Genomic DNA, 22,471 nt, shown 5'->3' with positions numbered 1-22,471 from the left:
AATTAACATTTGATCGCAGTGTTCACCGTCAGTGCCATGCCGCAGCGCCCCTCGTTCGACGGTTGTCGCCGGCGATAGATGTCAATCAGGAAGCCCTGCCGATCGCAAATGCCCAAGCCAGGTCTCCAGGGCAGAGCCCCGGAAGGGGCAGCGCCTCACGTAGGACGATATGCGGAAATTCGGTTCAGTCTGCCGGTAGAGGCGCGCCGCCTGCTTGGCGTCTTCGCTGCGGCCCAAGGCTCCGAGCGTGGCGATGAGCAGGCGCTGATTGAAACGAATTAGATCGTTACGTGCCACCGCGCTGCGCACCCACTCCAATGCCTGCTCATAGTCGCCGTTCACGTAATGAGCCTGACCGAGCAATCCCTCATGCCAGAACGAGCGGGCGTCGAGCGGCGAGAGCCGCACGCCTTGCTCAGCCTGGCGCACTGCCGTCGGGCCGTCATCCAGGAAGCCGGATGTGGCGCTTGCCATGGTCCAGGCCATGGCCGAACTTGGGCAGGCGGCAATGGCACGCTCCAGCACGATCCTTCCCTTCTGAAAGTCGTGGAGCATAAATGACTGGGCGTGGCCGTAGACTGCCAATGCGAACGCATCGTCACCGCCTCGTTCAATGGCTTCCGCGGCATATCTGGCACCGGCGACGGCGTCGCCGTCCGGATCCGGCGATCCAATCTCTCCGATGCGGAATATGTACCAAAGAGCAACGTAGGAATAGGCCAGCGCATAATTAGGATCGTGCGAGATGGCTTGCTCAAGCAGACCCCTGGCTCTGGAGAATGAGTCATAATCCATTCGGTACAACAGCTCGAGCCCCTGCAACACCAGTTCGTAGGCGGTCAGGTTCGTGGGATGTTTGCGCGTCGCTCGCATCAACTCGCGTTCGCGAACCTGTGGCGCGATTTGTTTTGCAACGTTGATGGCAATACGATCCTGAAAGGCAAAGAGTTCACTAGGGTCGCCTTCGTGCAAATCCGAACGAATGACCTCTCCCGATTCGGTATCACTGAGCTCGGTCACAATACGGACCGTCGTCGCCGTTCTCTGTACCCCCCCATAGAGGACGTAACGAACCCCGAGCTGGCGGCCGATCTCACGCACGTCAATATTGCGGCCGCCAAAGCCAAGGCTGGAGCCTCGTGATACGACAAAAAGCTCCTTGAGTCCGGCAAGGCCGCGAATGATGTCGTCAACAACACCATCGGCGAAATACCCCTCGTCGGGGGTAGCCAAATTCATTCGGAACGGCAGAACTGCGATCGAAGGGCGCGGTTCCGAACCCATCAAAGCTTCCCCCACGAGCTTCGCAGGTTGCTTGGGAGGGTGAAGCGAATACACGCGGACGGGACGGCCCATATTGCGAAGATGCAGGTCGCCGAGATCAATTACCCCGACATTGAAATCTGCGCCAAGCTGCTCCGCAACGGCGCCCGAAACGACAATGCCACCCGCCGGCGCATAGTTTTGAAGACGTGCGGCGATATTCACGCCATCGCCATAGACATCATTTTCTTCGACGATAATGTCCGCAGCATTCAGGCCCATACGAAAGCTGATGCGCTCGTCGGCGGGCATTCCCGCTGTTTTTACGGCCACCGCTTCCTGTAGCGAAAGAGCACAGCGCGTTGCATCTCGTGCAGTCTCAAAGGTTGCAAGAAAGCCGTCGCCAGTATTCTTGACGATCCTTCCGTTTTGCGCCGTGATGCCCGGATCGAGGATTTCAGAGCGCAACTGCATGAGCCGGACATGAGTATTTTCCTCGTGCGCCTCCATCAAACGGGTGTAGCCGACCACGTCGGCCGCGAGGATTGCTGCAAGGCGTCGTCGTACTTCCGGCACCGATGGTGTCATATTATTGATACTTCTACAAAGTTCTACTTGTGTTTCCCTAAAATCAAAATGCGAGCAATAGCCGCAAGCTCGAAAAGGATATCCTCATAAACGTCGCAAAGGAAGTCATGTTTGACAACGTCGAGCCGATCGACTGCGAGGCCCGAATTGCGCTTGCATTTTTTTGGACTCGTCGGCACGTCGCCGCCCGCTAGTGCGAGCCGAATAGGTATGCGCATCTTGGACACCCAACACGAAAAATCCCCCATGCGTCTTCCCTTCTTTTACGGCTGGCTGATCGTGGTGGTGACGTTCGTGACCATGGCGATCGGCGTCAATGCGCGGACGGCATTCTCGCTGTTCTTTCCGCCGATCATTGGCGAGTTCGGCTGGGACCGCGGCGTCACTGCAGGCGCGTTTTCGTTCGGCTTCGTGGTCTCCGCCGGCGTCAGTCCGCTGATCGGGCGGATGATGGATCGCGTCGGTCCGCGCGGGGTGATGGAGCTCGGCGTCGCGCTGATGGGCGGCGGGCTGCTGCTGGCGCCGCTGACGACGCAGCCCTGGCATCTCTATCTCACCATCGGCGTAATGGTCGGCGCGGGCAGCGTGTGCCTCGGCTATTCCGGCCAATCGCTGTTTCTGCCGAACTGGTTCATTCGCCGCCGCGGGCTTGCCATGGGGCTCGCCTTTGCCGGCGTAGGCATCGGCTCGGTGACCTTGCTGCCGTGGGTGCAGCACATGATCGAGCAGACCGGCTGGCGCACCGCCTGCACCGCGATGGGCATCCTCGTGTTCGCCGTGCTGGCGCCGATCAATCTTTTCCTGCGCAAGCGCCCCGAGGATATCGGGCTGTTGCCGGACGGCGACGCCGCGCCGTCGGCGACATCGGCAGCACCCGTTTCGAACGTGGTCGATCCCGTCTGGGCCGGCACCGACTGGACGCTGCGCCGCGCGCTGCGTACCGCACGTTTCTGGTGGATCGCGATCGGTTACTTCTCGGGCCTGTATATCTGGTACGCGGTGCAGGTGCACCAGACCAAATACCTGCTCGACATCGGCTTCAGCGCCAGCGTGGCGGTCTGGGCGCTCGGCGTCGTCAGCCTGCTCGGGATTCCCGGCCAGATCTGGCTCGGGCATCTTTCCGACCGCATCGGGCGCGAGTGGATCTGGGCCATCAGCTGCGCTGGCTTTGCGATCTGCTTTGCGGCGCTGATCGCCTTGAAATTCGCGCCGGTGTTGCCGCTGGTCTATCTCATGATCTTCACCCAGGGTGCGCTCGGCTATGGCCTGACGTCGATCATGGGCGCGGTGGTGCTGGAGATCTTTCAGGGCAAGCAATATGGCAGCATTTTCGGCACCATCATGCTGGCGGCGCTGGCCGGCGGCGCTGCGGGCCCATGGGCGACCGGGCTGCTCTACGATCTTTCAGGCAGCTATACGCCAGCCTTTGCCATCGGCATTGCCGTCAGCATCCTGTCGGGGATCGCGATCTGGCAGGCATCGCCGGGCAAGGTGAGGGCGGTCGCGGGACGAATGCACAAGGTGCCGATCAGGAGTGGCGCGGGCTAATAGCAGGATGAAGAACTCACCGCGGAAGCGCGTCGATGTCGAAGGTCTTTCGCAGCACTTCCGCGCCATCTCTGGTGACGCGGTATGTCGCGGTGTAGCGCCCGGCGGGCCACGCCGCCTCGGTGCGCTTCTTTCCGGAGAGGATGAGAAACTGCGCCTTGTCGCGATCGAGCGCGGGAAGGCTGTTGGCGGAGAGTGACGCGCCACCCGGGCCCTGCACCGCGAGGAATTGCTGGTCGCCGGCCTGCAAGCCGATGGCTCTCACATAAGCGACGAGCGCATCCGAAGCTGACGTGACGGAATGCTTGCCGATTTCTCCGGACTCGACCAGCTCCATGGTCGGAGCGATCGCGGCAAAGCCGTAATCGATGATTTCGCGGGGGCGGTATTGCATCTGTTCGCCGAGCGAAGCGGCCCAGATCGACCGGCCGCCGCCGCAGGAATCCTGCGTCGCGCCATAGGCAAAGGGATCCACGATCTTGCCGTGATGCCTCACCGTGAAATGCAGATGGAAGAATTCGGTATCGCCGGATAGTCCGACCAGGCCGATCGGCTGTCCCGTCGTCATCTGATCGCCGACCTTGACCCGAACGCTGCCCTTGGCCATGTGGCAATATTGCGTGCGCCAGCCACCCTCATGCTCGATGACCGCGCCGTTGCCGCATTCCTTTCCGGCAATGGCAGCCTTGCCCACGGTTTTGACCGAGACGTCGTCCATGTCGTTTCGCGTCCCGATGACGCGGCCGGGCGCCGCGGCGAGCACTTCTATTCCCTGCCGTTGGATTTCCAGATTCCGGATCCTGATGTCGGTGCCGTCATGGCCGTCATAGCTGCGGCCGCCGCAGCGGTAGTCGCGGGCCTTGTCGGAAGCGTCGTGATCGACATAGCTCTGGAAGAAACAGGTCAGGCCCGGCTGGCACCTGACGGGCAGCGCGAGCGAAATGACTTCCTCCGCTCTGGCGTCAAGCGCGGTGGCAAGACACAGCGAAATCAGGATCAGGTATTTCAGGGGCATCCCTCCGCGTGCAGCGAAACGATGCATAGGTTGGCGCGCGGAATGTGTCGAATATCCGATGTATCGTTCGCGAGCATCCGCGGGGCGCGCGAGGGGGAAGCACGCGGAAGATGTTCACTCACGCCGCCGAAATTCCCATCGCCCGTTGCAGGTCGCCGATGGCGCGGAAAAAACTGTCGGGCGCCGTCGTCTCGGGATCGATCAGGCGGTGCAGGCGGAATCCATCCTCCAGCGCCAGTACCAGCGCGCCGGCCCATGTCGGATTGAGAATGGTCGTCCTGCCGCTGTTCCTCGCCGTGGTCTCGATGATGTCGGTGACAAGTTTCCGCCGCGCGCGAAGCCGCTTGGCGAGTTCGGGGCGGCGCTTTTCGGCGCGCGCCACGAACAGGATCATTTCCATGTGAAGCAGCGGAGAGCGGCCGAGCGGATCCTGCGCGCTGCGGTTCATGCTCTTCAACGCATCGAGGAAATCGGCGAGAGTCTTGTGCTGCTCGAGCAGATCGCGGATCCGGCCGATCGATTGCTCGACGTGATCCTCGAGCATGGCGATGATCAGTTCGTCCTTGCTCTTGAAGTTTGAATAGAACGCGCCGCGCGTGAAGCCGGCCGCAGCCGCGATCGTCTCGATGCTGGCGCCGCCGATGCCCTGTTCCTCGAACACGCGCGCCGCCGCCTCGAACAGCTTGTCGCGGGTATCGTCCCTGGTCGGCCTGGTTCGCACTCTTGACATCTGCCCAGTTTAGGCGAGAATGCAACTCAATACAACAGTGTATCGAGTTTGATCGATCGGCCCGGGGAAACGCGCTGAACGGCGCATAGCCAGCATGAGGTCACCATGAACGAGCATGTTCAGACTGCCACTAGCGCTCCGTTGTTCAATCCGCTGGCCCCGGAATTCATCCGCGACCCCTATCCGTATTACGAGCGGATGCGCACCACCGACCCGGTGCATCTGACGTCGTTCGGGGCGTATGTGGCAAGCCGCCACGCCGAGGTCAGTCTCGTCATGCGCGACAAGCGGTTCGGCAAGGACTATGTCGAGCGCACCATTCGCCGCTACGGCCCCAAGATCATGGACGAGCCGGTGTTCCGCAGCATGAGCCACTGGATGCTGCAGCAGGATCCGCCGGACCACACTCGCCTGCGCGGGCTGGTGGTGAAGGCCTTCACCGCGCGCCGGGTCGAGGATATGCGCCCGCGCATTCAGCAGGTCGTCGACGAGACGCTCGACCGCATCATCCCGCAGGGCAAGATGGACCTGATCGAGGATTTCGCGTTCCGCCTGCCGGTCACCATCATCTGCGACATGCTCGGGATCCCCGAAGAGCATCGCGAAGCGTTCTATACCGGTTCGCGCGACGGCGGACGCCTGCTCGATCCGGTGCCGCTCTCGCCCGAGGAAATCAAGCAGGGCAACGCCGGCAACGCGATGGCGGCGATGTATTTCCAGCAATTGTTCGAGCTCAGGCGCAAGAACCCGGGTGACGACCTGACCACGCAACTGGTGCAGGCTGAGGAAGACGGCAGCAAGCTCACCAACGAGGAACTGACCGCCAACATCATTCTCCTGTTCGGTGCCGGCCACGAGACCACCGTCAACCTGATCGGCAACGGGTTGCTGGCGCTGCATCGCAATCCGGATCAGCTCGCGCTGCTCAAGGCCCGGCCCGAGCTGATCACCAACGCCATCGAGGAATTCCTGCGCTACGATTCCTCGGTGCAACTCACCGGCCGGGTGGCGCTGGAAGACATCGACGATCTCGGCGGAAAACGCATTCCGAAGGGCGAGAGCGTGCTGTGCCTGCTCGGCTCCGCCAACCACGACCCCGCGGTCTATCCTGATAAGCCGGAGCAGCTCGACATCACCAGGCCCAATGTGAGGCCGCTGTCCTTTGGCGGCGGCATTCACTTCTGCCTCGGGGCCCAGTTGGCGCGGATCGAGGCCGAGATCGCGATTTCGACCCTGCTGCGCCGGCTGCCGGACCTGCGGCTCGATGACGCTGTCAATGCGGAATGGCGGCCGACCTTCGTGCTGCGCGGCCTGAAGCGGCTGCCGGCAAGCTGGTAACGCGGCCGGCCACGGCGGTTCGGCCCCGGCGCAGGTGCCGGAGCCGGGCAGGGCTCCTGTCAGTATGACGCTGTGACTTCGCCATACTTCTCTCTATATTCCGGGCTGCCCCGGCACCGGTTCCGGCATGACGCGCGGCCGGCGCCGGGGCGGTTCAAGGGGAAGCACCGTGCAGACGACACTGCTCGGCCTGGCAATCGCCTTCATCATTGCGCTGATTGCCGCGCTGGTCGGGCCGTATTTCATCGACTGGAGCCAGTTCCGGCCGCAATTCGAGGCTGAGGCGACGCGCATCATCGGCGCGCCGGTCCGGGTCGGCGGCAAGCTCGACGCGCGCCTGTTGCCGGCGCCGTCGCTGCAACTGCACTCGGTCGCGGTCGGCGGCGCCAACGATCTCGGCAAGGTTCGCGCCGACAAGCTCGACGTGGAATTCAGCCTCGGCTCGCTGATGCGCGGCGAGGTGCGCGCCACCGAACTGACGATCAGCCGCATGTCGCTCGATCTCGGCCTCGATGCCAAGGGACGGATCGACTGGCCGGCGACGACCGGGACCGTCAATCTGGGTTCGCTGGCGATCGACCGGCTCAATCTCACCGGCCGCATCGCCCTGCATGACGCGGCGAGCCGCTCCACGCTCGAGCTGAACGACATTGCCTTCAGCGGCGACGTCCGTTCGCTGGCCGGCTCGGTCCGCGGCGACGGCAATTTCATGCTGTCCGGCACGCGCTATCCGTTTCGGGTCTCCTCGGGACAGGGGCCCGACGGCAACGGCACCCGCGTTCATCTCAACATTGATCCGGGCCAGCGTTCGCTCGCCATCGATCTCGACGGCCTTCTGAACTTCGACTCCCGCGCGCCGCGGTTCGAAGGCGCGATAACGCTCGTCGCTCCTCCCGGCCAGAAGGGGAAGGGCAACGATCCACCGTGGCGTATCGCTGCGAAGGTCAAGTCCGACTATTCGGCGGCGCGGCTGGAACAGGTCGAGGTGACCTATGGCGCCGAGGAGCGCGCGCTGAAGCTTGCGGGCAGCGGCGACATCCGTTTCGGTGCGGCGCCGCTGTTGCGTGCGGCGCTGTCGGCGCGTCAGCTCGATGCCGACAGGTTTGTTACCAAGGAAAATGCAACGGACAATGCCGCCGAGCCGGCTCGCGCGTTGCCGGCGCTGCGGGCTCTCACGTCAGTCGTTCCGCATTTGCCGATATCAGCGCAAATTGAACTCGCTTCCGAACAGGTCATCCTCGGCGGGCGGCCGCTGCAGGACATCGCGGCCGAGCTCGAAAGCGATGCCAAATCGTGGCGCGTCCACAGGCTGGAGTTCCGCGCGCCCGGCGCGACCAGGGTTTCGCTCAGCGAAGCCGCAGCGAAGGGCGCCGCGCCGGACCAGTTCAAGGCGGCGGTTAGCGTCGATTCCTCCGATCCCGAGGCGCTATTGACCTGGCTGCAGGGCCGCGGCGACGGCGCCTTTCGCAGCCAGAAGCCGCTTCGCCTGCGCGGCGATCTCACCGTGGCGCCGGAGCGCTTTGCCATCGACACCATGAAGGCCGACATCGATGGCGGCGCTGTGGAGGGGCGGGTGGCGGTGTCGCACCGGCAAGCGAATCGGGGCTTGCGGGTTGACGCCGAGCTGAAGTCCGAGCGCCTCGATCTCGATGCCGCCACGGCCTTTGCGCGGTCGCTGGCGGGCCCGCAAGGCGAGTGGCCGGATGAGGGAAGACTTTCGCTCGATGTCGGCCGCGCCACCTTCGCGGGCCAGGAGCTGCGTCCGCTGCTGGCCAAACTGTCCTATTCGCCGGCGAAACTATCGCTCGAGCAGTTGAAGATCGGCGAGCTTGACAGCCTGGCGCTGGACGGGGCGGGCAATTTCGACCGCACCAACGCGACCGGATGGTTCGCGCTCAACTCGACCGCCGCCTCGCTGGGCCGGTTGACCGGCCTGGTCGTTCCCTTCTCGCCGTCGCTGGCCACGCGGCTCAATGCGATGGGGACCGGCCCGGGCCCGGCGCGCCTGAAACTGACGCTCGACCTCACCGGGGAAGCCCGGCCGTCCGATCGCGTCCAGGCCCGTGCCACAGCCGAGCTCGAGTCGCCCCAGCTCAAGGGCGTCACCACCATCACCGCCAAGCCAGCCGTCGCGGCAATTCAAGGTATCGATCTCACCGAGCTCCAGCGCAGCGACGTCGGGATCGCGGCGAAACTGTCAGCCGAGCAGGGGCGCGCTCTGCTCGGCCTGCTCGGCTTCGATCGCATCGTCACGGCGGGCGATGGCGCGGCGCAATTCGAGGGCACCGCGACGGGCGCATGGGGCGCGCCGTTGCGGCTCAAGGCAAAGATCTCGGCAACGGGTCTCGAGGCCGAAGCCGAAGGCTCGGCCGAACCATGGGCACAGGAGGCCACGGCCAGTCTCGCCCTGAAGGTTGGCCGCGCCGATTTCGCTCCGCTGCTCGATCTCAAGCCGGCGGATACGCTGGCGCAGAACATCGGCCTGACGTCGCGCGTGCAGCTCGCCGGCAACCGGCTGACCTTCGACGATCTCGATAGCAGCGTCGGCGGTTCGCGGCTGCGCGGCCGAGTGGCGGCGATGCTCGGCGAGGAGAAGGAGATCGAGGGGGAAGTCGGCGCCGAGCAGATCGCGCTGGCGCCGGCCTTTGCCCTGGCGCTCGGTGCCGCCGGACACGATCCCGGCGAGCCGCTCGGCACCGGGCTTGCGAAAGGCTGGCGCGGCAGAATCACGTTTCAGGCGCTGCGCGGTCTGCTTCCGGGCGGAAGCGAACTGCAGCCGGTGAGCGGGGTGGTCAAAAGCGATGGCCGGTCGCTGAGCTTCGATGACATCAGGGGCAAGATCGGCGGCGGCGATGTTACCGCGAGTATCGATGCAAGACCGGGTGCGAACGGAATTGCGGTAAATGCGAGCGTCCAGCTCTCGGACGTGGACGGCACCGCGCTGCGCTACCGCAATCTCGCGATGCCCGGCGGCCGCGCGTCGCTGCAGATGACGCTGACGAGCCAGGGCCGCAGCGCCTCGGCGCTGGCGGGCGCGCTGTCGGGCAGCGGAACGCTGACGCTGGAGGCGGCCAGGATTGCTGGTCTCGACCCGCGCGCCTTCGAGGTCGCGGTTCGCGCCAATGACAGCGGGCAAGCCAAGGACGACGTGCGATTGAAGCAGATCGTCGAATCCGCGCTGCCGGCCGGTGCGCTCGTGGTGCCTTCCGCGCAAATCCCGTTCACCATCCGCGACGGTCGGCTTCGTGTCGGTGCGACGACGCTGGATGCCAATGGCGTGCGGGCGATCGTCTCCGGCGGATACGATATTGCCGCCGATCAGGCCGATATCCGCGCCGCGCTTTCGCTGACGATGACGACCGGGAAGCCGGAGATTCAACTGCTTGCGGTGGGCACGCCGGACGCGCTGAGCCGCAGCGTCGATGTCGCGCCGTTGTCGTCATGGCTGGCGGTGCGCGCGATCGATCACGAAACCCGAAGGCTTGATGCGATCGAACGCGGCGAGCCGCCGCCGCCAGCGCCGCCGCCGATCGTGCTGCCCGCAGAGGGTTTTTCACCGATCCAGGAAGCGACACCGAGCGCGCCGGCGACGCCTGCGCCAAAGGGTGGCCGCGAACCGCGGCCGCCGGCGAAGAAGGCGGCTACGCCGCAGCGCTCGCCCGTCGTCACTGCGCCGCCCGCGCCTGTCGCTGGCCAGCCGCAGGTCGCGCCGCTGCCGCCGCCGATCGACGTCAGGCCCGCACCGGGCGCCGCCAAGCAGAAGCCGCCGCCGCCGCGTCCGCCGCTGGCGCTGACGCCGCAGGTCGGCAATCCGTCGCCGCGCTCGAACTAAAGCGTGACCGGAAAAGTGTGCAGCGGTTTCCCGAAAAGATCATGCTCAAGGCGCATATTCTAAGCCATCGACGGTCTGCACATTCACCGACAAATCAGTACGGGGATTTTCGCGTGCGCGAGCACCCTGTTTGTCACACTGCCGATCAGAAGCTTGGAAAGTCCGCTGCGCCCATGCGATGACATGACAATGAGATCGCAGCCTTTGTCCTCGGCTGATGCGATGATGGCTTGATGGGGTTGCCCGTTCTCCACCTGAATCGTCTCGCAGGAAATACCAGCCTCCTTGGCCGCGTTTGCCGCGCGATCCAACACGCTCGTGGCCTGCTCCTTGCGCAGCTCGGCATATCTTGCGACGGCTTCAAGGAACCGCCCTGTCAGTTCTGAAAACGGTTCGAGAACGAAGATAACAGATACCTTCGCTCCAAGGGATTTCGCCAGCGCGAGCCCATGCGCCACCCCATGCTCCGCTAGGTCCGAGCCATCCGTCGGAATGAGAATATGCCGGTACATGCATCACCTCTCGATTGTCCGGGACGTACCGCTGCCTTCCGAATGTAAGCTGGGCCCGCGTTTCGGAATCTTGAGATAGATCAATCATCGGTCCATCGCGCACCGCCCCTCGCGCTGCCCTGTCGTTGCAGTTCTTCGGCGGTCGGGAACCGCTCGCGGCGGCCTTGCTGATCTATCGATTCCGCGCGCCGGATTGGTACTTTCTGCTACGATGTCCTACGGCCAAGGTTCACTTTTTGAAGGAAAAAGGCTCACTTTTTAAGGAAATGTTCAACGAGCACGGGAGCCAACGAATGTACGCCAATATTCTCGTGAGCACGGATGGATCGGATGTCGCGAGAAAAGGCGTTAAGCATGGCTTTGCTTTGGCAAAGGCCTTGAACGCCAAGGTGACAGTTATCACCGTCACCGAACCGCTGCTGCTCGACTATGGGAGCGGACACGCCTTTCCCACGCAGGAAATGATGGATAGCCTTGACGAAGCCGGCAAGCAACGCGCGCGCGAGGCCCTCGATGAAGCTCGAGCTATGGCCGAGCAGATCGGGATATCCGCAGAACTCGTGCATGTTCCGAATGCGCATCCAGCCACTGCGATTATCGGAACAGCAAAGTCCAGAGGCTGCGACTTGATCGTCATGGCCTCTCATGGGCGTCGCGGCCTCAGGAAGCTGATTTTGGGGAGTCAAACATCGGAGGTCCTGGTGGACGGAAGCGTTCCTGTGTTGGTCGTGCACTAACGCGCATAAATCATCGTGGGGGGCTTTGGTGAAACCGGTCCCTTAGCTTCCGAATGCAAGCTGGGCTCGCCTTTTCGGTTGTAGTCCTGAGATAGATCAGTCGGGCGGCCCATGCACAGGGGGTTTGTTGTGCGGCCTGCCTACTACGGGCTCCGCCATATGCAGGAATTCGTCGAACGCGATGGCGCCTTCCGCAACGGTGTGACAAGCGCGGCTGTCGATAAAGAGTTGCGCGTCATGGTCAAAGATATCGATGATGAAAAGCGGCTGCTCCGCGGCACTCGTAGGCACGGCTGCGTGCATACGAATCTCAAAGTCTCCGATCCACGCCAGAGAAATCGCCGTCGCGTCACCACCCTCAGGGCGGGACAGTAGGCTGACATATGCTCGGGAAATTCTCAGCGTTGTAAGATTGTATTCCAACGCACCGCCCACAAAAAACCTCGCGCTTTGATGGTCGACGGTATGGTTGCCAGCTCCGCCATTACGAGATGCTGGCGGCGAAATTAATACTTCGAAAGACAGGGCACCGCTCCGGGCGCAAATGGCGCGCGGCCGCGCGGAGTTTGGTTCCAAGACGACTGCGATTGACCGTCATGTCCGCGTCGGGCTCCTCGCGTCATTCGCTGCCGTTCGGCAATCGCGTCACGCCACCCTGTCATTGCGCGGTCTAACTCAGTACGATCTCCCTTTCGATCCCGATCGCCCGCAGAAACGCCTCATCGTGGCTGACCGCGATCAGCGCGCCGTCGAAATCTTTCAGCGCACCTTCCAGTTCCTCGATCGAGGCGAGGTCGAGATGGTTGGTCGGCTCGTCCAGCAGCAACAGCAAGGGCGGCTGCGGTCGCGCGAACACGCAGGCAAGCCCCGCGCGCAGCCGCTCGCCGCCGCTGAGCGTTGATGCGATCTGCAGCGCCGCCTTGTTGCGGAATGCAAACCGCGCTAGCGCCGCGTGCGCCGCGTTGGCCGAGAGCTCCGGATTGAGGCGGCGCAGATTGTCGAGAATGCTTAGCGCGGGATCGAGCAGGCCGATATGCTGATCGAGCACGGCAATGCGGTCGGTGAAGCGGCCGATGTCGCCGCTCGCAGGCTTCAGCTCACCGGTGAGCAGGCGGAACAAGGTGGTCTTGCCAGAACCGTTGGCGCCACGGATGGCAATCCGCTCGGGTCCGCGAATGTCGAACGACAGCGGTCCGAACAGACGGCGCTCGCCGAAGGTCATCACGACGTCCTTGAAGATAATGAGCTCGCGGCCGCCGGGCAGATCGGTGCGCGGCAGATCGATCGATAGCGGCGTGAGGATCTCGACTTGCGCCTTGGCCATTTCCAGCGCCTCGGTGCGCTCGCCGAGCAGGCGGCCGGCGAGGTGGCTTGCGCGCGCGGCGCTGTTCTCGGCGCGCTCCTTTTCGCGATCCATGAACATCTTGTCCTCGATGCCCTTGGCGCGCCAGGCGCGGCCGGCCTTGTCGCGGCGTGCTTTCTTTTCCCGAGCCTTCTGCACCGCGCGTTCGGTATTGCGCAGCGCGTCCGAAGCGCGCTCGAGGTCATCGGCGGCGCGGGCCCGCGCCGCCTCACGCGCTTCGGCAAAGGCCGGCCACGCGCCGCCGAATATCGTGATGCCGACCGGCGTCAGTTCGACGATGCGGTCGACGCGTTCGAGCAGTGCGCGGTCGTGGCTGGCAACGAGGACGCCGCCCTGCCAGCGTTCGAGCAATTGCGCCACGGCGTGCCGTCCATCGGCATCGAGATTGTTGGTGGGCTCATCCAGCAGCAGCAGGTCCGGCGCCTCGATCAAAAGGCGTGCCAGCGCGACCCGGGTCCGCTCGCCGCCGCTCAAGGAGACGATCGGGCGATCCAGCGGCAATGACGACACTCCGGCCCCAGTCAGCGCCGCCTCTATCCTCGTTTCCAGCGTCCAATCTGCTTCCGCCGCATCAGCAAGCGATCCTTCGCCGCGTTCGAGCCGCTGCAACCGGGCAAGACCGCCGGTGACACCGAGCGCCTCGTCGACCGTCAGCCGTTCATCGGTCAGCTGCGCCAGCATGCCGATCGAGCCGATGCGCTGCAGCGATCCGCCGGCGGGTTCGATCTCGCCCGCGATCAGGCGCAGCAAGGTGGATTTGCCGCTACCATTGCGGCCGACAAGGCCGGTGCGCTCGTCGCCAATTGCGAGCGTCAGTCCATCGAACAGCGGGCGTCCGTCAGGGGTGGCAAGGGAGATGGAATCCAGAACGAGAAAGGCAGGCATGGAGAGCTTCCGAAAATGGACTGAGGTCGCGAGGCGTGGTCAGCTTTGCGATGTCCATTTCTCTCTCCAGGGCTCTCGATGGGTGTCTGTATTAGCGGTTCCGCCCACTGCTTTGCAGGGGAACTGTGACGTCCATCAATTAGATACGCATTGTCATCATTCGTCCAGCTTGCCGCTGGCGCAACGCTTTCCAGGCGAACCGGCGGAATACTTCGCTTGCGGCGGGGTCTGTACCTGCGGCTGGACCATGGATTCACTCACGTAAGGAAAACCGGAGGTTCGCATGATGAAGTCGGCCATCAAGCTTGCAACGCTGGCCATGTTTTCAATGGTTCTGATCGCTTCGCCGCCATCCATTCCGGCCTTTGCCGCGGGAGGCGGCGGTGACCCGCCTTCGGCCACCCCGCCGCCGCCGGACAACCGGTCCGGGCCCAAGTCGAGCTCGAAAGCCAAGAAGAAGGCCACCAAGCAGTCGAGCGCCGACGATGCCGCGTTCAGGCAGGGATATCGCGCCGCGCACGCAACGATTTACGAGCGACAGGACTACGCTGACGCCATCGCGCAGCTGAAGGCGCTCGGCCGCGACGACAATGCTAATGTTGCCAACCTGATCGGCTATTCCTATCGCAAGCTCGGCGACTACAAACTGTCGCAGACCTGGTACGAGCGCGCGTTGAAGGCGGATCCAAAGCACGTGCTGACCTGGCAATATTACGGCCTGTGGCAGATCGAGCAGGGCAATCGCGACCAGGCGTCGTATCATCTGACCCGGATCGCGGCGATCTGCGGCACCGGCTGCGAGGAGTATCGGTCGCTGGCCGCGGCGCTGGAAAAGCCGCCCGGCACCGGACTCGTTTATTGAGCGGACAGAGAGGGCGGGCGCGCGGCGTAACGCGCTCGCCGATCGAGGCCTAAGCCTGCGGCCGCGGCGCGTCCGGCGCGGCGGCCGGCATGGCGCGGGTGCGGAAGTAGTCGAGCACGAAGAGGCGGATCGCCGAGGACAGATTGCCCTGCTGGCGATTGCCGTCGATCTCGCCGACCAACTCGGACAGCGTCATGTTCCGCAGGCCCGAGATTTCCTTCATGCCGTTCCAGAAAGCCTCTTCGAGGCTGACGCTGGTCTTGTGGCCGGCGACGACGATCGAGCGCTTGACGACGGGTGACTTCATGACGCCTCTCCGTCATCGAGCTTGTGCTGGTCCAGAAGATCTGCAGCGCGATCCTTGCGACGTTCGTCGAGCGTGCGTTCGGCTTTGGTCCGGCCGAACCGCGCGCGGTTGGCATCGGCCTGATTTGCCGATTGTTCCCGTTCGTTACGCTTCTTGAATCGCTTCAGGTTGATCACGTCGCCCATGTTCGTCTCCATCATCCGGCGACTCGAAGGCATGATGATTCATGGGGCAGAAAAAAGTCACGTAGCACGCATGCAAATTGACCGGTCATCCGGAATCCCCGTGTAGCGCTTATTGATAACATCAAAAAATAAATTTCGCTCTGCGAAAACCGAATAATCCCTGCTCCTACCACGCATCAACGCAATCGCGATAGATGATCAACCTCATTCTTCAGATATCATCCATAATTTCTATCCCTCATCCGTAGTTTCCCGGGGGAATGCGGCCATCAGCCCGGGTGTGTCATTTTGTCCGGCTGCACCAGGCGTTCGAATTCGGCGGCGTCCACAAAGCCGAGGCGCACAGCCTCTTCCTTCAACGTCGTTCCGCGTGCGTGCGCTGACTTGGCGACCTTCGCGGCGTTGTCGTATCCGATCTTCGGCGCCAGTGCAGTGACCAGCATCAGCGATCGCTCCATCAACTCGCGGATTCGCTTTTCGTCGGCGCGGATGCCGACCACGCAGTGCTCGGTGAACGAGCGTGCCGCATCTGACAGCAGTTGAATGGAATTCATCATACAATATGCCAAAACCGGCTTGTAGACGTTCAATTCGAAATGCCCCTGGCTGCCGGCGACGGTGACGGCAGTCTGATTGCCGAACACCTGGCAGCACACCATGGTCATCGCTTCGCACTGCGTCGGGTTGACCTTGCCGGGCATGATCGACGAGCCCGGTTCGTTTTCTGGTAAGACCAATTCACCAAGACCGGAGCGCGGGCCTGAGCCCAAGAGGCGAATGTCGTTGGCGATCTTGAACAGACCGGTCGCGACCGAATTGATCGCGCCATGCACGCTGACATACGCATCGTTGGAAGCCAGCGCCTCGAACTTGTTGGCTGCGCTGGTGAAGGGAAGCTTGGTAATTTCGGCAACGTGCTTGGCGAACAGTTTGGCAAATTTCGGCTTCGAATTGAGGCCGGTTCCAACCGCAGTGCCGCCTTGCGCCAGCGGGAACAGTTCCTTCACCACCGTCCGCAGCCGCGCGATCCCGCTCTCGACCTGCGCGGCGTAGCCTGAGAATTCCTGCCCCAGCGTCAGCGGCGTTGCGTCCTGGGTATGGGTCCGCCCGATCTTGACGATCTTGGCGAACGCCTTTTCCTTGCTTCGCAATGCGCCATGCAGTTCGTCGAGCGCCGGGATCAGGTCGGCGATGATGCGTTCGGCGGCGGCGATATGCATCGCCGTCGGAAATGAATCGTTCGACGACTGGCTCATGTTGACGTGGTCGTTGGGATGAACCGGCTCCTTGGCGCCGAGTTCGCCGCCCAGCATCTCGTTGGCGCGGTTGGCGATCACCTCGTTGAGGTTCATGTTGGTCTGGGTGCCGGAGCCGGTCTGCCAGACCACCAGCGGAAAGTGATCGTCGAGTTTGCCTTCGATCACCTCGCGCGCGGCGCGGATGATGGCGTTGGCTTTGCGTTCGTCAATCAGTCCGAGTTCCAGGTTGGTCTGGGCGGCGGCGAGCTTGACGAGGCCGAGCGCATGGACGATCGCCAGCGGCATGCGGTCGTGGCCGATTTTGAAATTCTGCCGCGAGCGTTCCGTCTGCGCGCCCCAGTAGCGGTCGGCGTCAACGTCGATCGGACCGAAGCTGTCGGTCTCGCTGCGGGTGGATTTGTTTCCGGATGTTTCTGATCGAGCCATGCGTAATGTCCGTTGCGCCGTGAAATGGCGGAACGCGTACATTACAGCGTGGCGGGGTTTCCCGCGCTTAGATTATTTCTTGCGGAAACGATCCAGCCGAACCACTTCCGCGCCTTCGTTCGTCTTGGCCGGCTCGTCCTTGCTTTCCGCGGCGGGCTCGGGCTCCGGCGCGGCGACGGGCAGGGCGGACGCGGCTGGAACCGCTGGCAGCTTTGCCGCCGGCGCCTCGGCCATGGTTTCCGACGGCTCGAATTGCAGGCCGAACTGCACCGACGGGTCGAGGAAGCTCTTGATCGCCGCGAACGGCACCACCAGCCGCTCGGGGATGCCGCCGAACGACAGGCCGACCTCGAAGCGATCCTCCGTCACCACCAGATCCCAGAACTGATGCTGCAGGATGATCGTCATCTCTTCCGGATATTGCGCCAAGAGCCGCGGCGACAGCTTCACGCCATCGGCGGTGGACAGGAAGGTGATGAAGAAATGATGCTCGCCGGGCAGGCCGTGTTCGGCGGCGTCCGCCAGCACGCGGCGCAGCACCCCGCGCAGCGCGTCGCGCGCCAGCACGTCATAACGGATATGGTCGGTTGCCATGGTCGTCCTGTTACGTCTGTGGCCGCCGGTGCCCCGACTCGCCCCTTTGCCCATGCTACCCCGGCGGGAGCCAGAGGTCAGCAGGCGCGACGGATCGAATTTGCAGCAACGGCTCCGTCGGCCGGAAATGAAAAGAATTAAGTGGAGGCTTCTGTTGCCAGGTGCCTCCGGACCCCGCCTAGCGGAGCTTAACCCGCTAGGACTTTAGATTGGTCTTTCAAACTGCGTTACGCAGCCTGAGCAACCGGAGCATAGTTGTCGTTTGCAACTATTGCATGGCCCGATATCGGCGGAACCATACCGAGAAAAAACGCGCCCTTTACGCCCTCGTCGATCCTGTTTCGCCCCCGCCGAAACCCGCTGCTCTCGGGTGGGCTTGGGTGGAGGCGCCGGGTACTGCCCCCGGGTCCGAATGGTTTATTGCGACGGTCATTTATTTCCATAGCCGGCGAACCGGCAGGCCTAATATAGGGTGGAAGGCTGGAGAAAAACAGGGCCGAAGGCGCTGAACGGGACGGGAACGCAGCCTGAACTTTCGGTTTGATGTCGCCCAGTTGCGGTTTCGCCACGGATTCGAGCATCCGCCAAACGCAGGGGGCGCCGTGCGGCTTCCCGGGCGCGCATCCATGTTAGCCCGGCCAGCGCGCGGGACGTGGACGCTGATTGGCCCGTCCGCCCAGGGGTGTTGCGGCGATGCAATCGCAATGGTTGCGACCGGCGGGCTTGATTACGGTCTTAAGGCGCCGTTTGCCGTTCGGCCCAAAAGCGTTTTTGGTTTTGCTGGCGTTATCCGACGAAAGTCGCTAGCAAGTTTCCGGGACAAGCTTTCAAGTTATCCAAACAAGCGGGCGTATCCGCCTTTGGGGGAGGAGTATAGATGAACGCTACGCCGGGCCAAGCGCCGGTTAAATCCATCATGCCGAAATGGGTTCGGAATCCGCAGGAATTCGTCGGCGGAATTGCCCTGATGGCGATTGCTGCGTTTGCCCTCTGGGCATCGAGCGATCTGCAGGGCATGCGCGGCTTTTCGTTTGGCGCCGGTACCGCGCCGCGGATGTTCGCGTTCTTGCTGCTGGGACTGGGCGCCCTGATTGCTATCGTTGGCGTTGTCACCGAAGGTCCGCATCTTGCGAAATACCATTGGCGCGGACCTTTTTTCGTGACGGTCGCGATTTTGACGTTTGCTTTCACGATCCGGTCCATGGGAATGATCTTTGCCGCTATGGCCAGCTTCCTGATCGCGGCATGCGGGACACCGGAGACAAAGTGGGTGGAAACGGTGATCGTGGCCATCTGCCTGACGGCGTTTTGCAGCCTGTTGTTTCCGTATGCGCTCGGCCTGCCTTTGCAGCTCCTGCCGACTTTCATGATCCGGTGAGGGCGTGATGGGAGATATCTTCTCAAATCTTGGACTCGGTTTCGGCGTCGTTTTCCAGTTCGTGCAGTGGAGCCCCGCTTTTCTTGGCGGCGCATCCATTCCGATTCCGGTCAACATTCTCCTGTGTCTGATCGGCGCGCTGGTCGGCACGCTGGTCGGCGTGCTGCCGGGCATCGGCACCATCGCCACCGTCGCCATGCTGCTGCCGATCACCTTTGGTCTGCCCCCCGTAGGCGCGCTGATCATGCTGGCCGGCATCTACTACGGCGCGCAATATGGCGGCTCGACCACGTCGATCCTGGTGAACATTCCAGGTGAGGCCGGTTCTGTGGTTACCGCCCTCGACGGCTTCCAGATGGCGAAAAGAGGCCGCGCCGGTCCGGCGCTCGCGATCGCCGCGATCGGATCGTTCTTCGCCGGCTGTGTCGCGACCGTGCTGATTGCCCTTTTGGGTGCGCCGCTAACCAAGGTAGCGCTGGCGTTCGGTCCTGCCGAATACTTCTCGTTGATGGTGCTCGGCCTGATCTTCGCAGTTGTGCTCGCGAAGGGCTCGGTGCTGAAGGCGATCGCGATGATCGTGATGGGCCTGCTGCTGTCGATGGTCGGGTCCGACATCGAGACGGGCGCGTCCCGAATGGCATTCAACATTCCCGAACTGGCCGATGGTCTTGGCTTTGCCACGCTGGCGATGGGACTTTTCGGTTTTGCGGAGATCATTCGCAATCTCGACGCCGGCGGCGAAACCGATCGCAAGCTCGTCCAGGAGAAGGTGTCGGGACTGATGCCGACGGCGAGGGATCTCAAGGATTCGACCCCGGCTGTCTTGCGCGGCACGGTGCTGGGATCAATCCTCGGCATCCTGCCAGGCGGTGGCGCTACGATCGCATCGTTCGCGGCATACACGCTCGAGAAAAAAGTCGCGAGAGATCCCTCGAAGTTCGGCCATGGCGAAATCCGGGGCGTCGCAGCACCCGAGAGCGCCAACAACGCGGCCGCCCAGACGTCTTTCATCCCGTTGCTTACGCTCGGCATCCCGCCCAACGCCGTCATGGCGCTGATGGTCGGCGCGATGACGATTCACGGCATCGTGCCGGGTCCGCAGGTGATGCAGAAGCAACCCGATCTGGTGTGGGGCATGATCGCCTCGATGTGGGTCGGCAACCTGATGCTTCTCATCATCAACCTGCCGCTGGTGGGGATATGGGTGAGACTTCTGCGCGTGCCATATCGCCTGATGTTCCCGTCCATCGTGATCTTCTGCTGCATCGGCATCTACTCGGTGAACAACGCGCCGACGGATGTAATCATTGCAGGCATATTCGGGCTGGTCGGCTACTGGCTGATCAAGCACGATTTCGAGCCGGCGCCCTTGCTGCTCGGCATGGTGCTTGGACCGCTGATGGAAGAGAACCTGCGGCGGGCGCTTTTGATCTCGCGCGGCGACTGGTCAGTCTTCCTGACGCGGCCGCTGTCGGCGGTGCTGATGGCAATTGCCGCAACGTTGCTGGTCCTTACGGTACTGCCAGCGCTCCGCAAGAAGCGCGACGAGGTTTTCGTCGAGTCGGAGAACTGACCTGCGTCGGTGCGCCGCAGCCCGAAGTCTGGTCGACTTCGGGCTAATTTTCTATGCCATGGAAAATGCCGACCCGGCGGGCTCGGCATTATAACGGATTTCGGGAGATCAAAATGAATCGGTACGGTCGCTCGCTCGCGAGCGGTTTTCTGGCAGTACTTGCCGGACTGGGCTTGTCTTCGTCGCAGGCGCTGGCGCAGGCCTATCCGACGCGCAACATCACCATGATCGTGCCGTTCGCGGCGGGCGGACCGACCGACGTCATCGCGCGCATCGTCACCGGCCACATGGCGCAGACGCTCGGTCAGACCATCATCATCGAGAACGTGGTCGGCGCCGGCGGTACCACCGCCACCACCCGTGCCGCGCGTGCCGCCAATGATGGCTATACGCTGATTACGGGGCATATGGGCACACATGCGGCCTCCGTGCCGCTTTATCCCAAGCTCGCCTATCACCCGGAAAAGGACTTCGAACCGGTCGGACTGCTGGCCGGCACGCCGATCCTGATCCTGGCGCGCAAGGACCTGCCGCCCAAGGACCTCAAGGAATTCATTACCTACGTCAAGGCGAACGAGGCCAAGGTCAACGCCGCGCATGCCGGCATCGGCTCGGTTTCGAACGTTTCGTGCGAATTGCTGAACTCGGTGCTTGGGGTCAAGCCGATCGGCGTGCCCTTCAACGGCACCGGTCCGGCGATGAACGCGCTGGTGGCCGGGCAGGTCGATTACATGTGCGACCAGATCGTCAACGCTGTGCCGCAGATCAACGGCGGCACCATCAAGGCCTATGCGGTGGCAACGCCGGAGCGCAATCCATCGCTGCCCGATGTTCCCACTACCACCGAGGCTGGCCTGCCGGCTTTCCAGGCCCAGGCGTGGAACGCGATCTTCGCGCCGAAGGGAACGCCCGCGGACGTCGTCGCCAAATTGAACGCTGCGGTGGTCAAGGCGCTGGACGACGAGGGCGTGCGCAAGCGCCTGCTCGAACTCGGCAGCGTCATCCCGCCTGCCGCCGATCGGACGCCGGCGGCACTGGGAACGCTGGTGAAGAGCGAAATCGCCAAGTGGACGCCGGTGGTGAAGCCGGTCAATTAATTCACGCAATCAAGCAGATGGGCGAGGGGCGGGACAGGGGTTCCGCCCCTTGTCGTTTGCGCGGAAGATGATCATTTTTCCGGGTATAATCGGTGTTTGACGCCGAATCGGCGTGTTGATCGGATGTCCCGGTCGCTACATTCGCCGTCCTGATGAAGGCCTGAAGCACCAGCCATGAACCAGTATCACGACCTGCTTGAACGCATCCTCAGCGACGGCGCGGAGAAGCACGACCGCACCGGCACCGGCACGCTGTCGATCTTCGGTCACCAGATGCGGTTCAACCTTTCGGCCGGGTTTCCGATGCTGACCACCAAGCGGCTGCCGCTGAAGGCGATCGTGCACGAATTGCTCTGGTTCCTGGCCGGCGACACCAATATCAAATATCTCAGGGATAACGGCGTTTCGATCTGGGATGAATGGGCCGACGCCAACGGCGATCTCGGTCCGGTCTATGGATCGCAGTGGCGCTCATGGCCGGCGCCGGATGGGCGCAGCATCGATCAGATCTCCAACGTCATCGACATGATCAGGCGAAATCCGGATTCGCGGCGGCTGATCGTGAGCGCCTGGAATCCGGCCGACGTCGACAAGATGGCGCTGCCGCCCTGTCATTGCCTGTTCCAGTTCTACGTCGCCAACGGCAAACTGTCGTGCCAGCTCTATCAGCGCTCGGCCGACGTGTTCCTCGGCGTCCCCTTCAACATCGCGTCCTATTCGTTGCTGACCATGATGGTCGCGCAGGTGACGGGATTGAAGCCCGGCGATTTCGTGCATTCGCTCGGCGATGCGCATCTCTACTCCAACCACCTCGAACAGGCGCGGCTGCAACTGACGCGGCCGACACGTCCGTTACCGGCCATGAAGATCAATCCTGACGTGAAGGATATCTTCGCCTTCCGTTACGAGGATTTCGCGCTCGAGGGCTACGACCCGCACCCGCATATCAAGGCCGAAGTCGCTGTATGAGTCGCGGTGT

19 protein-coding genes and 1 other RNA gene are annotated in these 22,471 nt (G+C 62.9%); 10 read left to right on the top strand and 10 right to left on the bottom strand.

The window, feature by feature from the left end; translation table 11 throughout:
- Nucleotides 1-81: 81 nt before the first annotated feature.
- Entirely contained in the window at nucleotides 82-1,851 is a 1,770-nt protein-coding gene (locus AC0QUY_RS08350) for an adenylate/guanylate cyclase domain-containing protein (RefSeq protein ID WP_475386482.1), read from the bottom strand.
- Nucleotides 1,852-2,097: 246 nt separating this feature from the next.
- Here AC0QUY_RS08350 and AC0QUY_RS08345 point away from each other — a divergent pair, with 246 nt between their 5' ends.
- On the top strand, nucleotides 2,098-3,399 hold the full coding sequence (locus AC0QUY_RS08345) for an MFS transporter (RefSeq protein WP_475386481.1): 1,302 nt from the start codon (nucleotides 2,098-2,100) through the stop codon (nucleotides 3,397-3,399).
- A 16-nt stretch (nucleotides 3,400-3,415) separates the two neighbouring features.
- On the opposite strand, the gene AC0QUY_RS08340 is transcribed toward AC0QUY_RS08345, so the two are convergent.
- Together AC0QUY_RS08340 and AC0QUY_RS08335 are read right to left on the bottom strand one after the other, a co-directional pair.
- Complete coding sequence (locus AC0QUY_RS08340; protein WP_475386480.1) at nucleotides 3,416-4,414, bottom strand: M23 family metallopeptidase; 999 nt, start codon at nucleotides 4,412-4,414, stop codon at nucleotides 3,416-3,418.
- A gap of 118 nt (nucleotides 4,415-4,532) precedes the next feature.
- Nucleotides 4,533-5,144: a TetR/AcrR family transcriptional regulator gene (locus AC0QUY_RS08335; RefSeq protein WP_475386479.1), complete on the bottom strand. Its 612-nt coding sequence runs from the start codon at nucleotides 5,142-5,144 to the stop codon at nucleotides 4,533-4,535.
- Between the two features lie 105 nt (nucleotides 5,145-5,249).
- Here AC0QUY_RS08335 and AC0QUY_RS08330 point away from each other — a divergent pair, with 105 nt between their 5' ends.
- Nucleotides 5,250-6,482, top strand: a complete 1,233-nt coding sequence (locus tag AC0QUY_RS08330; protein WP_475386478.1) for a cytochrome P450 — start codon at nucleotides 5,250-5,252, stop codon at nucleotides 6,480-6,482.
- 169 nt (nucleotides 6,483-6,651) lie between these two features.
- Complete coding sequence (locus AC0QUY_RS08325) at nucleotides 6,652-10,314, top strand: AsmA family protein (RefSeq protein WP_475386477.1); 3,663 nt, start codon at nucleotides 6,652-6,654, stop codon at nucleotides 10,312-10,314.
- An 83-nt stretch (nucleotides 10,315-10,397) separates the two neighbouring features.
- Here AC0QUY_RS08325 and AC0QUY_RS08320 read toward each other — a convergent pair whose 3' ends face one another.
- Nucleotides 10,398-10,826 (bottom strand): universal stress protein, encoded by a 429-nt coding sequence (locus tag AC0QUY_RS08320; RefSeq protein WP_475386476.1) that lies wholly within the window; start codon nucleotides 10,824-10,826, stop codon nucleotides 10,398-10,400.
- 293 nt (nucleotides 10,827-11,119) lie between these two features.
- Here AC0QUY_RS08320 and AC0QUY_RS08315 point away from each other — a divergent pair, with 293 nt between their 5' ends.
- Both AC0QUY_RS08315 and AC0QUY_RS08310 read left to right on the top strand, forming a co-directional pair.
- Nucleotides 11,120-11,563 carry a universal stress protein gene (locus AC0QUY_RS08315; RefSeq protein WP_161856161.1) on the top strand — a complete coding sequence of 148 codons (444 nt, stop codon included), beginning with the start codon at nucleotides 11,120-11,122 and terminating at the stop codon, nucleotides 11,561-11,563.
- A gap of 159 nt (nucleotides 11,564-11,722) precedes the next feature.
- Entirely contained in the window at nucleotides 11,723-11,938 is a 216-nt protein-coding gene (locus AC0QUY_RS08310; protein WP_161849409.1) for a hypothetical protein, read from the top strand.
- A gap of 295 nt (nucleotides 11,939-12,233) precedes the next feature.
- Here AC0QUY_RS08310 and AC0QUY_RS08305 read toward each other — a convergent pair whose 3' ends face one another.
- The gene (locus AC0QUY_RS08305) at nucleotides 12,234-13,811 is read right to left on the bottom strand and encodes an ABC-F family ATP-binding cassette domain-containing protein (protein ID WP_161849408.1); all 1,578 of its coding nucleotides are present in this window, start codon (nucleotides 13,809-13,811) and stop codon (nucleotides 12,234-12,236) included.
- A 283-nt stretch (nucleotides 13,812-14,094) separates the two neighbouring features.
- Here AC0QUY_RS08305 and AC0QUY_RS08300 point away from each other — a divergent pair, with 283 nt between their 5' ends.
- Nucleotides 14,095-14,673 (top strand): tetratricopeptide repeat protein, encoded by a 579-nt coding sequence (locus AC0QUY_RS08300; protein WP_475386475.1) that lies wholly within the window; start codon nucleotides 14,095-14,097, stop codon nucleotides 14,671-14,673.
- Between the two features lie 49 nt (nucleotides 14,674-14,722).
- On the opposite strand, the gene AC0QUY_RS08295 is transcribed toward AC0QUY_RS08300, so the two are convergent.
- From AC0QUY_RS08295 to ssrA, 5 genes are all read right to left on the bottom strand, one after another.
- Complete coding sequence (locus AC0QUY_RS08295) at nucleotides 14,723-14,980, bottom strand: ribbon-helix-helix domain-containing protein (protein ID WP_161849406.1); 258 nt, start codon at nucleotides 14,978-14,980, stop codon at nucleotides 14,723-14,725.
- Nucleotides 14,977-15,165: a DUF4169 family protein gene (locus AC0QUY_RS08290; protein ID WP_161849405.1), complete on the bottom strand. Its 189-nt coding sequence runs from the start codon at nucleotides 15,163-15,165 to the stop codon at nucleotides 14,977-14,979. The genes AC0QUY_RS08295 and AC0QUY_RS08290 overlap by 4 nt, the downstream gene beginning before the upstream one ends.
- Before the next feature lie 269 nt (nucleotides 15,166-15,434).
- Nucleotides 15,435-16,850, bottom strand: a complete 1,416-nt coding sequence (gene fumC, locus AC0QUY_RS08285) for a class II fumarate hydratase (protein WP_475386474.1) — start codon at nucleotides 16,848-16,850, stop codon at nucleotides 15,435-15,437.
- Between the two features lie 72 nt (nucleotides 16,851-16,922).
- Complete coding sequence (locus tag AC0QUY_RS08280) at nucleotides 16,923-17,444, bottom strand: SspB family protein (RefSeq protein WP_161849403.1); 522 nt, start codon at nucleotides 17,442-17,444, stop codon at nucleotides 16,923-16,925.
- A gap of 140 nt (nucleotides 17,445-17,584) precedes the next feature.
- Nucleotides 17,585-17,941, bottom strand: a transfer-messenger RNA (tmRNA) gene (ssrA, locus tag AC0QUY_RS08275).
- A 380-nt stretch (nucleotides 17,942-18,321) separates the two neighbouring features.
- Here ssrA and AC0QUY_RS08270 point away from each other — a divergent pair.
- From AC0QUY_RS08270 to AC0QUY_RS08255, 4 genes are all read left to right on the top strand, one after another.
- The gene (locus tag AC0QUY_RS08270) at nucleotides 18,322-18,822 is read left to right on the top strand and encodes a tripartite tricarboxylate transporter TctB family protein (RefSeq protein ID WP_161849402.1); all 501 of its coding nucleotides are present in this window, start codon (nucleotides 18,322-18,324) and stop codon (nucleotides 18,820-18,822) included.
- A gap of 7 nt (nucleotides 18,823-18,829) precedes the next feature.
- Complete coding sequence (locus tag AC0QUY_RS08265) at nucleotides 18,830-20,395, top strand: tripartite tricarboxylate transporter permease (RefSeq protein ID WP_161849401.1); 1,566 nt, start codon at nucleotides 18,830-18,832, stop codon at nucleotides 20,393-20,395.
- Between the two features lie 113 nt (nucleotides 20,396-20,508).
- Nucleotides 20,509-21,492: a tripartite tricarboxylate transporter substrate binding protein BugD gene (locus tag AC0QUY_RS08260; protein WP_475386473.1), complete on the top strand. Its 984-nt coding sequence runs from the start codon at nucleotides 20,509-20,511 to the stop codon at nucleotides 21,490-21,492.
- A 174-nt stretch (nucleotides 21,493-21,666) separates the two neighbouring features.
- Complete coding sequence (locus AC0QUY_RS08255; RefSeq protein ID WP_161849399.1) at nucleotides 21,667-22,461, top strand: thymidylate synthase; 795 nt, start codon at nucleotides 21,667-21,669, stop codon at nucleotides 22,459-22,461.
- The last annotated feature ends 10 nt before the right edge of the window (nucleotides 22,462-22,471 follow it).

Source organism: Bradyrhizobium sp. WYCCWR15520 (assembly GCF_056174665.1).
The sequence above is the reverse complement of the archived record's forward strand: the minus strand, read 5'-3'. Positions and strand labels throughout refer to the sequence as shown.